Origin of the sequence: Pseudomonas sp. NPDC090203, assembly GCF_044746765.1 — a bacterium.
GTDB lineage: Bacteria > Pseudomonadota > Gammaproteobacteria > Pseudomonadales > Pseudomonadaceae > Aquipseudomonas > Aquipseudomonas putida_AD.
Window position 1 is genome coordinate 83,885 of record NZ_JBIVCV010000010.1, and the last position, 12,047, is coordinate 95,931.

Sequence of the window (12,047 nt, forward strand, 5' to 3'; positions counted from 1 at the left end):
ATAACCCGGGAAAAGACATCGCTTTCATCTTGCGACGTCAATGTGTCAGTTGATCCCGAGTGTACAGGAACACCATTTGCGACACATAGGGTCAAGTCATGACCATTTATCTATTTATAGTCACAGGTAAATGACGCAAATCGGTACGCCTCCACCCGTCGGTGGAGGCCTGTGATTTACATGTGGAAGGCGGGGGCTCAGCTGGCGGCAGCCATTCGCACGGCGCCGCGCTTGTTGGTCTGGCCGTGGGCGACCACGCAGTTGCGGCCTGCGCCTTTGGCGGCATAGAGCGCCTGGTCGGCGGCCTTGAGCACTTCTTCGGGGTTGCGGTGTTCGGGCTGACGCTCGGCCACGCCCATGCTTACGGTGACCGACACGGTCGAGGCCTGGGACCCGGCGCGGCGCTGACGGCCTTGCTGGTCATCCTGCGGGCGGTTCTCCTGGTTGCGCAGATGGATCGCGTACACCGCAATGGTTTCGCGAATCGCCTCCAGGTGCGGCATGCACTCTTCCAGCGTCTTGCCCGCGAACACGATGGCGAATTCCTCACCGCCATAGCGGTAGGCGCGCCCGCCGCCGTTGGTGATCTTCGACAGTTTGCTGGCCACCAGCCGCAGCACTTGGTCGCCGACGTCATGGCCGTGGGTGTCGTTGAATTTCTTGAAGTGGTCGACGTCGCTCATCGCCAGCACATAGTTGCGACCCAGACGCTGCATCCGCTCGTTGAGCGCGCGGCGCCCAGGCAGGCCGGTCAGCTCATCGCGGAAGGCCATCTGGTAGGCCTCGTGAGCCACCGCCGAAGCGAGCATCAACATCACCTGGCTGCACATGATGTTCAGGGTGAACGGCAGGATGAAGGTCTTGGGCAATGCCCAGAACAGGCCGAGCAAGCCCACCAGTTGCGCGGCATGCAGCGGGCGCGGCTTGCGCACGTACTGGAAGATCAGCACACCGAAGGCAATCATGAAGGTCGCGTAGGACAACTGGATCAGGCTCATCCACTCGCCATGCAGCGCTGGCCAGCGGATATCGGCGAGCCACGCCAGCAGGCTTTCCGGGAAGCTCTGCTCAAGGCCCAGAGCCACGCTGCCAACGGCGACGAATACCGCCAGCCGGGCCACCAGATCCTGGAACAGATGGGTGCGTTCTTCCCAGGCGGCGTACAGCGCGTACATCACCGGCAGCAACAGGCAACAGAGGTGGAAGATCACGGCGGCGTCTTCACGCACCTTGCCGTTGTCGCGGTAGAAATCGGTCTGGGTGTCGAGCAGATAGTACGCGACGTACACCGTAATCATCAGGAACAGTTCGCGCTGGCGTTTGTACACGCCGCAGTACGCACCGCCGAGCAGAAGCACCAGGGTGGGCAGTACGTTGAAGAGCGAGGTGAAGAACACGTTCAGGTCTTTCACGTAGGCAGCCGCGAGGCCGGCGAGCAGCAACCCCAATGACGGTAAAAAATGGCTGAGACGTGCGGCGGATGGGCGCTGCAAGAGGACTATCTCCTACCCGTGTGAAGCGAGTTCAAATCAAATGGCATTGTGCCTGTATCGGCCACCCGGCAGATTTGATGAGGAGAAATTGTGATTTGGGTCACTGTTTTTTTGCGTTCCAGCCTCACGGCATCGGAGGCAGGCTCGAGGGCGACCCGCCGGCAAGCCGTGCTGCTACGGGGGATCCGGTCGTTCACAAGATCGGGACCACTCCGAATCCGTAGCAGCACGGCTTGCCGGCGGGGGCGATCTTGCGGGCACAAAAAAGCCGCTGGTCCCGGAGGACTGGCGGCCTTGAGGTAAAAGCCGGCGGTGGCTTAGTAAGCCAGGCCGAAGTGCTCTTCGTTCATGTCCATCAGGTTATTGGCACCCGACAGCATGGCCGCAACGTGGGTGCGGGTGCGTGGCAGGATGCGCTGGAAGTAGAAGCGCGCGGTCTGCAACTTGGCGGTGTAGAAGGCTTCTTCGGTGGTACCGGCGGCCAGTTTCTCGGCAGCCAGGCGCGCCATGTCGGCCCAGAAGTAGGCCAGGCAGGCATAACCCGAGAACATCAGGTAATCCACCGAGGCGGCACCCACTTCTTCACGATCCTTCATGGCAGCCATGCCGACCTTCATGGTCAGTTCGCCCCACTCCTTGTTCAGTGCAGCCAAGGGTGCAACGAACTCGCTGACCGCTTCGTTGCCTTCCTGCGCCTGGCAGAACTTGTGCACGATCTTGGTGAAGCCCTTGAGCGCTTCGCCTTGAGTCATCAGCACTTTACGGCCCAGCAGATCCAGCGCCTGAACGCCGGTGGTGCCTTCGTACAGCATCGAAATACGGCTGTCGCGAACGTTCTGCTCCATGCCCCACTCGGCGATGAAGCCGTGGCCGCCGTAGATCTGCACGCCGTGGTTGGCGGACTCGAAGCCGACTTCAGTCATGAAAGCCTTGGCGATCGGGGTCATGAACGCCAGCAGGCCATCGGCTTGCTTCTTGGCTTCGGCGTCTTCGCTGTACTTGACGATATCGACCTGCTTGGCGGTGAAGTACACCATCGCACGAGTACCCTCGGCGAAGGCCTTCATGGTCAGCAGCATGCGACGCACATCAGGGTGAACGATGATTGGGTCAGCGGCTTTGTCCGGCGCTTTCGGGCCAGTCAGAGAGCGCATCTGCAGACGCTCGCGAGCGTATTTCAGACCACCCTGGAAGCCGATCTCGGCGTGAGCCAGGCCTTGCAGCGCGGTGCCCAGGCGTGCGGTGTTCATGAAGGTGAACATGCAGTTCAGGCCCTTGTTCGGCGGGCCGATCAGGAAGCCAGTGGCGCTGTCGAAGTTCATCACGCAAGTGGCGTTGCCGTGGATGCCCATCTTGTGTTCCAGCGAACCGCAGCTCACTGCGTTGCGCTCGCCCGCGCTGCCATCGGCTGCCGGCAGGAATTTCGGAACGATGAACAGCGAGATGCCTTTGGTGCCCGCAGGTGCATCGGGCAGGCGGGCCAGCACGATGTGGACGATGTTATCGGCCATGTCGTGTTCGCCAGCGGAAATGAAGATCTTGGTGCCGGAAACCTTGTACGAGCCATCAGCCTGAGGCTCGGCCTTGGTGCGCAGCATGCCCAGGTCAGTACCGCAGTGAGGTTCGGTCAGGCACATGGTGCCGGTCCATTCACCCGAGACCAGTTTGGTCAGGTAGGCCTCTTGCTGCTCAGGGGTGCCGTGCTCGGAGATGGTGTTCATCGCGCCATGGGACAGGCCCGGGTACATGCCCCACGACCAGTTGGCTTCGCCGACCATTTCGCTGACCGCCAGACCCAGCGACTCAGGCAGGCCCTGACCGCCATGGGCGACGTCATGGGCCAGGCTTGGCCAGCCGCCTTCGACGAACTGCTTGTAGGCTTCCTTGAAACCGGTCGGGGTTTTGACGCCGGACTCGCTCCAGGTGCAGCCTTCGGTGTCACCGACGCGGTTCAGCGGGGCCAGCACCTGCTCACAGAACTTGGCGCCTTCCTCGAGAATGGCGTCGACCATGTCAGGCGTGGCGTCCTGGCAAGCTGGCAGACTCTGATAGTGCGCTTCGTAGCCGAGCAGTTCGTCACGAACGAAGCGAATATCACGCAAGGGGGCCTTGTAGTCCGGCATAGCGATAAACCTCTGCTGATGAATCCTGGAATTGGATGACCGTCCGGTCACTGTGGGGGGCTCGCCCCGGCCCTCGAGATTTGGATTTTGTTCGAGGGTCAAACAGGTGTTTGAAACATACGTTTACGCCCAAACCTTGTCAAGGGTGCGTCGTGAACCTTTCATCCGGGGCGCACAAAACGTCATCCAGCTGCATGCCCGCCAGCTCGAAAAAAAGCATCGGGCAGCCAGGTTGAGTCTAGTTGAGTGAGGCGTCTGGAACGGGCGCGTGAAGGCCGCGATTCGGGCGCGTGATAGGGCGTTATTCAGGAAGGGTGTTGCAGGATATGACGTGCGCCGCAGCGCACGTGCAACAGAGGTGTCGCGAGGGAAATCGGGTGATCAGGCGTAGGTATCGATCAGGGTGCCGAGCATTTCGTCGCTGGCCTTCTCGACCTTGACGCCCGCCTGGACCTGAATCTTGCCTTGGGTCAGTTCCACGACGTTGGTCGCCATGTCCGAACGCTGCGGGCGATCCACCGAGCGCAGGCGCTCAAGCTGGAAATCCGAAGACTGGCTGCGACCTGACACTTCCGTGGCCGGGCTGGCCAACTGGGTGGCGGCCTGATCGACACGGTTCTGCCCGACCTGAATTGCACTCAGGCCCGGATACAGCGTGTTGTTCAGTGAAATCTGCATGTCCAAATCCTCTGTTCATAAAGCGAACAGCCAGCATTGAAACAGACGAGGCTTGAAAACGCCCGTCAAAAACAATAATGGCATCGGGCCTGCTAATAGAGCCGGCCCTGAATCGGCCGTGAAACGTTACTGCGTGGCGACCGGTGACATCTTGTGCCTGAAAACGGTGCAGCCCGACACAGTCCGAAACCTCACCTTAACCGGTCAGGCCCCGCTCTGCCTCACTGCAAGCCCCGAACTGTGCAGTGGCGCACATCCTGCATCCTGTGTTGAAGTGCTCATCCATGGATCTGTCGTCGAACGCCCCATGCGCCCAAAGGAACTGAAACACTGGACCAGCGGCATCGCTCATCTTCTCGACCTGTCGGGAGGCGCTGCGCGTCTGGGCGGCTTGAGCCACTGGCTGAAACAGATCGCTCCGGTCGATCACTTCGTGTTGTTCATCTACGAGGGCAACCATCGCCCCCTGGCGCTGTTCGACACGTTTGCGCCGGACAAGCGCAAGATCTACGTCGACGATTACCAGTGTGGCCCTTACCTGCTTGACCCCTTCTACCTCGCCTGCACCCGCAGGCAGCCACCGGGGCTGTGGCGTTTGCGCCAGTTCGCGCCGGACCATTTCTACCTCAGCGAGTATTACCTGGCGTATTACCAGCAGACCGGGCTGGCCGAGGAAGTGGCGTTTTTCGTCGATCTGGGCGGTGACGCCATGGCGGTGTTGTCGCTGATGCGCGCCACGGCCAGCTCGGCGTTCAGCCGGGACGAACTGCAATTGATGGAATGCGCGCAGCCGATTGTCGAGCAAGTCATCACCGAGGCCTGGGGGCAGCATCGGGCGCGCCAGCCTCGCTCGCCACAGGATCTGGACTACAAGGTTCACGCGGCTTTCGATCACTTTGGCGATCACATTCTTACCGGGCGGGAGCAGGAGATCGTGCGTTTGCTGTTGCGCGGCCACTCCAGTGCGTCGGTGGCCGAGCAACTGGTGATCAGTCCTGGCACGGTGAAGATCCATCGCAAGAACATCTACGCCAAGCTTGGCATTGGCAGCCAGGCGGAGCTGTTGGGGTTGTTCATTCGCGAACTGACCGGGCCGGATATCGCCGCCACTGCCTGAACCGATCCCGTAGGAGCGCGCTCGCCGGCGATTGCGGTGTGTCAGGCACCGTGGGTACGTCTGACGCTACGCCGTCGCGGGCAAGCGCGCTCCTACAGGTGAGTGGTACGCCGCCTCTATCCCCCAAGGGATATATACAGCCCGAAACCGCGATTGTTAGTTTGGCCTCCATCGCAGCGAACCCTGCACTGGAATGCGAGAGCCTCTGATGAACGACAGTCGCCATGAAAACGATATCGAGTTCTGCAACGTCGAGAAGCACTACGGCAATCTGAAGGCCGTGAACAACCTGAGTTTTCAGGTCAAGCGCGGCACCTTTCACTCTTTTCTCGGCGGCTCGGGCTGCGGCAAGACCACCACCCTGCGCATGATTGCAGGCTTCGATCAGCCGACCCTTGGCGAAGTGCGGCTGGCGGGCAAAAACGTGGCGGGTGTGCCGGCCTATCAGCGTCCGGTGAACATGGTGTTCCAGCACTACGCGCTGTTCCCGCACATGACCGTCTCGCAGAACATCGCCTACGGCCTGCGCTACCTCACCCCGCGCCCGGACAAGAAAGAACAGCAACGCCGCGCCGACGAAGCGCTGGAAATGGTGCGCCTGTCGGGCCTGGGCCATCGCAAGCCGAGCGAGCTGTCGGGCGGCCAGCAGCAACGTGTGGCATTGGCCCGCGCGCTGGTGAACAAGCCCACCGTGCTGCTGCTCGACGAACCTCTGGCAGCGCTGGATCGCAAGCTGCGCAAGGAGATGCAGTCCGAGCTGCTGCGCCTGCAACGGGAGGTCGGCATCACTTTCGTGCTGGTCACCCACGATCAGGAAGAAGCCCTGTCGATGAGCGACAGCATCAGCGTGATGCACAGCGGCTCGATCATCCAGACCGCCTCCCCCGAACAACTCTATGAAGCCCCCGCCACCCGCTACGTGGCCGACTTCATCGGCGAATCCAACCTGTTCAACGGCACGGTGCGCCAGGTGCAGGGCAATTCGGCCTTGCTGCGCACCGAACAGGGCATCGAATTGAGCAGCCCGCTGACGCCAAACGGCGCGGCCTTGAGCGCCAACACCGAAGGCTGCATCGCGGTGCGCCCGGAGCTGATCGACATCGCCGCCCGCGGCAGCCTGCAAGGTCGCGACGTGACGCTGGAAGGTTGCGTCGAGGACCGCATTTACCTGGGCAACATCACCGAATACCGGGTCCGCACCCAGCCGTTCGGCATCGTCTGCGTGCGAGTGCCGCGCCAGCACGGTTCAGGCGCACAAGGCGGTTTCGACACAACAGGTTTCGAGCACGGCGCGGCAGTCCAGGTGGGCTGGAACAACGCCAGCGGCCTGGCGATGGCCTTGTAACGGACAACGCGCTTCACACCATTTAACAAACGGGGAGAATGCCATGGACCAGAAAACCTTTATCAAGACGATGCGCAGCTGGCAGAACGGCTCGATCACCCGCCGCGACTTCCTCGGCCGCACCGGCCTTGGCATCGCGGCAGCAGTGGTCGCCACTAACATGCCGGGCCTTCTGGCCGGCAGCTCCAGCGCCAGCGCGTTCGGCGCCGAACAGAACATCGGCGACCGCCTGGGCCTGGCTACCTGGCCGAACTATCACAGCCAGGACAACCTCGATAACTTCGCCAAGACCACCGGCGCGCGGGTGTCCATGAGCGTGTTCGGCTCCAACGAGGAGATGCTCGCCAAGCTGCAGGCAGGTGGCAGCGGCTGGGACGTGCTGGTGCCGACCAACTACACCATCAGCACCTACGTGAAACTGGGCCTGATCGAACCGCTGGACCTGTCGCGCATTCCCAACTTCGACGCCGCAGCCTTCCAGGAAAAATTCATGGCCCAGGGCACGGTCGATGGCAAGGTCTACGCCGTGCCGAAAAACTGGGGCACCACCGGCATGGCCTATGACAGCGCCAAGCTCAAGGCCAAACCGGCGTCGTGGAAAGAGTTCTGGGCAGTCGCCAAGGACCAGGCCGATGGCCGCGCCATGGTTCACGACTACCAACTGACCGCCATCGGCAACGCGCTGAAATCCTTCGGCTACAGCTTCAACTCGCTAGACCCGAAAGAGCTGGCCGACGCCGAAAAGCTGCTGATCGAGGTCAAGCCGCACCTGTTCGCCATCAACTCCGACATCCAGCCGTCGATGCGCAGCGGCGACGCGATTCTGGCGATGTCCTGGACCGGCGATGCCTCGCAACTGCATCGCGACATTCCGTCGATGGTCTACGCGCTGGGCAGCGAAGGTGGCGAGCTGTGGAGCGACTTCTTCGCGATCCCGAAAAGCGCCGAGCACAAGGATGCGTCCTACGCCTTCATCAACTACCTGCTCGACCCGCAGCACAACAAGCTGGAAGTCCTGAGCCACGGCTACCCGAGCGGCGACAAGCGCGTCGACGCCCTGCTGCCCAAGGAGATGCTCAACGACCCGATCATGTACCCGGCCGCCGAGCACCTGAGCCCGCTGGAGTTCGGCGCGGCGGCAACGCTGACCAGCCCGGCCCGCGCCGAACTGATGGCGCGCTTCAAGTCCGCCTGATTGAACGCCACGACACACCGACATGAGCCATAAGGAACCGCACATGGATGCCGTCATCACCCCCGATGCACGCCGCGCCGCAGCCGGCGCGAGCGATGCGGACAGCGAGCGCGCGCAGACCCGGCGACGCAGCCTGGGCCGACGCATCACGCTGCTGATGTTGTTGCCGTCCACCCTGTGGTTCCTGCTGCTTCTGGTGATGCCGCTGGTGATCATCCTGGTCTTCAGCTTTGGTGAGCGCAGTGCCGTCGGCGGCTACGCCGGTGGCCTGACGCTGGCCAACTACCTGAACCTTGGCTCCCGCGCCGCAGCGTTTGGCAACACACTGGTGCTGGCGCCGCTGGGCACGCTGGTGTGCTTGGTGGCGGCCTATCCGCTGGCGTACTTTCTGGCGGTCAAGGCGGGCAAGAATCGTTCGTTGCTGCTGACGCTGGTGATCGTGCCGTTCTGGACCAGCTTCCTGATTCGCACCTACGCCTGGATTTTCATCCTCAGCGGCAAGGGCATTCCTGCATTGCTGGCCAGTGTCGGACTGGATGACGTGCGGCTGATCAACACCCCGTATGCGGTACTGATCGGCATCGTCTACGGCTACCTCCCGCTGATGGTATTTCCCATTTACGTAAGCCTGGAAAAGCTCGACAAACGCCTGCTGGAAGCCTCGGCGGACCTGGGCGCCAGTGCCTTCGAGAGCTTCCGGCGGATCACCCTGCCGCTCTCGGCGCCGGGCATCATTACCGGGGTGATGCTGGTGTTCATCCTGTTGATGGGCGAGTTCCTGATTCCCGCCGTGCTCGGCGGCGGCAAGGTGTTCTTCGTCGGCAACGCGCTAGTGGACCTGTTCCTGCAATCGCGCAACTGGCCGTTCGGCAGTGCCCTTGCAATGACGCTGGTGGCGATGATGCTGGTCATCATCGGCGTCTATCTCAAACTGGTGGCCCGCTACGGCGGCAAGCCTGGCGAAGGAGCGCTCTGACATGTGGCTGCGCACCTACTCGACGTCGCTGTACCTGTTTCTTTACCTGCCCATCGCGCTGATCATGCTGTTCAGTTTCAACGCCGGGCGCAGCGGGCTGGCCTTCGAATGCTGCTCGGTGCAGTGGTTCGGCCGGGCATTCAGCAACCCTTTCATCATGGAAGCCTTGGGCAACAGCGCGCTGATCGCCACCTGTTCGGCGGTGCTGGCAACCCTGTTCGGCACCCTGGCGGTATTCGGCCTGCAACGCGCGGGCAAGAAGGTTCGGCTGATGTTCGATGCCCTGACCTACTGCGCAATCATCATTCCCGGCATCGTCATCGGCATCTCGACGCTGATCGCCTTCATCAGCCTGTTCGACATCCTCAACCCGCTGCTGGCACAACTGGCGCCGAGCCTGCCGAAGCTGAACATGGGCTTTTTCACCGTGGTCGCCGCGCATTCGCTGTTCACCATGGCGCTGGTCATGGTGATCGTGCGCAGCCGCGTCGACTCCCTCGACAAGGCCTTGCAGGAAGCCTCCGCCGACCTCTACGCACCGCCGCTGGAAACCTTCTGGCGCGTGACGCTGCCGCAGATAACGCCCGCAATCATGGCCGGGTTCCTGCTGGCTTTCACCTTCAGCTTCGACGATTTCATCATCGCCTTCTTCGTGGCAGGCCCCGAGACGACGCTTCCGATCTACATCTTCTCGTCGATCCGCCGCGGCGTGACACCGGAAATCAATGCCGTTTCGACCGTGATCATCTGCGCTTCGCTGGCGCTGCTGTTCACCTCCCGTTACCTGCAGAATCGCCGCACAGGAGCCTCACATGCGTGATCAGTTGTACATCAACGGCGAGTGGGTCAGCCCCGACCTGGGCGGCTACCTGGACGTGATCGACCCGGCGACCGAGCAGCCGCTGCAACGGGTGGCGGCCGGCACCGAGGAGGACATCGACCATGCCGTGCGCGCGGCGCGCCGGGCCTTCGACAATGACTGGGGGCAGACCACCGGCGCCGAACGGGCGGTATGGCTGGAAGCGCTGGCCGATGAGTTGCAAGGCGCGCAGGACGACATCGCCACCCTGGAAGTGCGCGACAACGGCAAGCCGCTGCCCGAGGCGCAATGGGACATCGGCGACGCAATTGCCTGCTTTCGCTACTATGCAGGCCTTGCCCGGGAGCTGGATGGTCGTCAGGACAAGCCGCTGGCGTTGCCCGACGAGCGCTTTCGCTGCCGTATCCGCCTGGAGCCGATTGGCGTCGCAGGACAGATCATCCCCTGGAACTACCCGCTGCTGATGGCCGCCTGGAAGGTCGCCCCCGCGCTGGCGGCCGGTGCCAGCGTGGTGCTCAAGCCATCGGAGCTGACCCCCCTCACGGCCCTGGAACTGGCCGGCGCCGCAGACCGTATCGGCCTGCCCGCAGGCGTGCTCAATGTCGTTACCGGGCTCGGGGCAGATGCTGGCAGCCCACTGACACTGCACCCCGGCGTCGACAAGCTGGCCTTTACCGGCAGCGTGCCCACTGGCGCGAAAATCATGTCGGCGGCGGCCAGCGACATCAAGAACATCAGCCTGGAGTTGGGCGGTAAATCGGCCTTCATCGTGTTCGACGACGCCGACGTCGAGGCGGCGGTGGAGTGGATTCTGTTCGGGATTTTCTGGAATCAGGGCCAGGTGTGCAGCGCTACCTCGCGGCTGTTGGTGCAGGAGAGCATCGCGCCCCGGCTGATCGAACGGCTGGTCGAGGAGACGCGCAAGATCACCATTGGCCAGGGGCTGGAGCCTGGCGTGCTGCTCGGCCCGCTGGTCAGTCGCGGGCAATACGAAAAGGTCCTGGGTTTCATCGATCAGGGCAAGGCCAGCGGCGCGAAACTGCTGACCGGGGGCAAGCGGCCCGCGCACCTTGAGCGCGGGTATTTCATGGAGCCTGCGATTTTCGACGAACCTGGGCACAACAGCATCATCTGGCGCGAGGAGATCTTCGGCCCGGTGCTGTGCATCAAGCGTTTCAAGGACGAAGAACAGGCTGTGCAGATGGCCAACGCCAGCCGTTTCGGCCTGGCCGCCGCCGTAATGAGCGCCGACCCGCAACGGGCGACACGGGTGGCCAATCGGCTGAGGGCGGGTATCGTCTGGGTCAACTGCTCACAGCCGACCTTCGTCGAAGCGCCCTGGGGCGGCATGAAACACAGCGGGATCGGCCGGGAGCTGGGGCAGTGGGGACTGGATAACTATCTGGAGGTCAAGCAGGTGACGGAGTACGTCGGTGAGCAGCCTTGGGGGTGGTATATCAAGTAAATGCCGCACCACATCCCGTAGCAGCACGGCTTGCCGGCGGGAGCGGTGTGTCAGTCAACTCATGTGTGACAGACAAACCGCTCCCGCCGGCAAGCCGTGCTGCTACGGTCGGTATCAACGATCATCACGGTCGGCGTGATGTGCTTTTAGTCCAGCAACTCCAGATGCAAATGCTCGGCGATCATTTCCGGCGTGGCTTTCTTCATGTGCGGCACCCGGCCCAGGCAAGGCGCGGGCAAGCGCTCGGCAAGGGTGGCGAGGTTTTCTTCCAGACGCGAAGTCTTCGGGTCGATGATGTTGGCCACCCAGCCCGCCAGTTGCAGCCCGTCGTTGGCGATGGCTTCGGCCGACAGCAGCGCATGGCTGATGCAACCCAGGCGCACGCCCACCACCAGAATCACCGGCAAGCCCAGGGCAATCGCCAGGTCCGACAGGTTGGCCTGATCCGCCAGAGGCACGCGCCAGCCGCCCGCACCTTCAATCAGGGTGAAGTCGGCCTGCTTGTCGAGGATGTGGCGCATCGGCCCGAGCAGCGACTGCACCGTCAGCGCAACGCCCGCCTCTCGCGCCGCCAGGTGCGGGGCAATGGGCGGCTCGAAGGCCACCGGGTTGACCTCGTTGTAGGTCAATTCAATCGAACTCTCAGCGCGCAACGCCACCGCATCGGGGTTGCGCAGGCCCTTGGGCTTGACGTCACAGCCCGACGCCACGGGTTTTCCCGCCGCCGTGCTCAGCCCCGCCGAGCGCGCCGCGTACAACAGCCCCGTGGCAATGGTGGTCTTGCCCACATCGGTATCGGTTCCCGCGATGAAATACGCAGCACTCATCTTGGCGA

10 protein-coding genes are annotated in these 12,047 nt (G+C 62.5%); 6 read left to right on the plus strand and 4 right to left on the minus strand.

Features of this window, described 5'->3' with window-relative positions; translation table 11 throughout:
- Positions 1 to 197 precede the first annotated feature (197 nt).
- From ACIPO9_RS18140 to ACIPO9_RS18150, 3 genes are all read right to left on the minus strand, one after another.
- Positions 198 to 1,493: a GGDEF domain-containing protein gene (locus ACIPO9_RS18140; RefSeq protein ID WP_400608630.1), complete on the minus strand. Its 1,296-nt coding sequence runs from the start codon at positions 1,491 to 1,493 to the stop codon at positions 198 to 200.
- 317 nt (positions 1,494 to 1,810) lie between these two features.
- Complete coding sequence (locus tag ACIPO9_RS18145) at positions 1,811 to 3,616, minus strand: phenylacyl-CoA dehydrogenase (RefSeq protein WP_274131508.1); 1,806 nt, start codon at positions 3,614 to 3,616, stop codon at positions 1,811 to 1,813.
- Between the two features lie 381 nt (positions 3,617 to 3,997).
- Positions 3,998 to 4,294 (minus strand): pyrroloquinoline quinone biosynthesis protein PqqE, encoded by a 297-nt coding sequence (locus tag ACIPO9_RS18150; RefSeq protein WP_274131510.1) that lies wholly within the window; start codon positions 4,292 to 4,294, stop codon positions 3,998 to 4,000.
- Between the two features lie 307 nt (positions 4,295 to 4,601).
- Between ACIPO9_RS18150 and ACIPO9_RS18155 the strand changes: the two genes are divergently transcribed.
- The 6 genes from ACIPO9_RS18155 (at position 4,602) to ACIPO9_RS18180 (ending at position 11,212) form a co-directional block, all read left to right on the plus strand.
- Positions 4,602 to 5,411, plus strand: coding sequence for a LuxR family transcriptional regulator (locus ACIPO9_RS18155; protein WP_274131512.1), 810 nt, complete (start codon positions 4,602 to 4,604; stop codon positions 5,409 to 5,411).
- 208 nt (positions 5,412 to 5,619) lie between these two features.
- On the plus strand, positions 5,620 to 6,756 hold the full coding sequence (locus ACIPO9_RS18160; protein ID WP_274131514.1) for an ABC transporter ATP-binding protein: 1,137 nt from the start codon (positions 5,620 to 5,622) through the stop codon (positions 6,754 to 6,756).
- 43 nt (positions 6,757 to 6,799) lie between these two features.
- Positions 6,800 to 7,951: a PotD/PotF family extracellular solute-binding protein gene (locus tag ACIPO9_RS18165; RefSeq protein ID WP_274131516.1), complete on the plus strand. Its 1,152-nt coding sequence runs from the start codon at positions 6,800 to 6,802 to the stop codon at positions 7,949 to 7,951.
- Between the two features lie 22 nt (positions 7,952 to 7,973).
- The gene (locus ACIPO9_RS18170; RefSeq protein WP_400782584.1) at positions 7,974 to 8,927 is read left to right on the plus strand and encodes an ABC transporter permease; all 954 of its coding nucleotides are present in this window, start codon (positions 7,974 to 7,976) and stop codon (positions 8,925 to 8,927) included.
- Between the two features lies 1 nt (position 8,928).
- A complete protein-coding gene (locus ACIPO9_RS18175) occupies positions 8,929 to 9,747 on the plus strand; it encodes an ABC transporter permease (protein WP_274131520.1) in 819 nt (272 codons plus the stop codon).
- Positions 9,740 to 11,212, plus strand: coding sequence for an aldehyde dehydrogenase family protein (locus tag ACIPO9_RS18180; protein ID WP_400782585.1), 1,473 nt, complete (start codon positions 9,740 to 9,742; stop codon positions 11,210 to 11,212). The genes ACIPO9_RS18175 and ACIPO9_RS18180 overlap by 8 nt, the downstream gene beginning before the upstream one ends.
- A gap of 146 nt (positions 11,213 to 11,358) precedes the next feature.
- Here ACIPO9_RS18180 and bioD read toward each other — a convergent pair whose 3' ends face one another.
- Complete coding sequence (gene bioD, locus ACIPO9_RS18185; protein WP_400782587.1) at positions 11,359 to 12,039, minus strand: dethiobiotin synthase; 681 nt, start codon at positions 12,037 to 12,039, stop codon at positions 11,359 to 11,361.
- Positions 12,040 to 12,047: the final 8 nt, after the last annotated feature.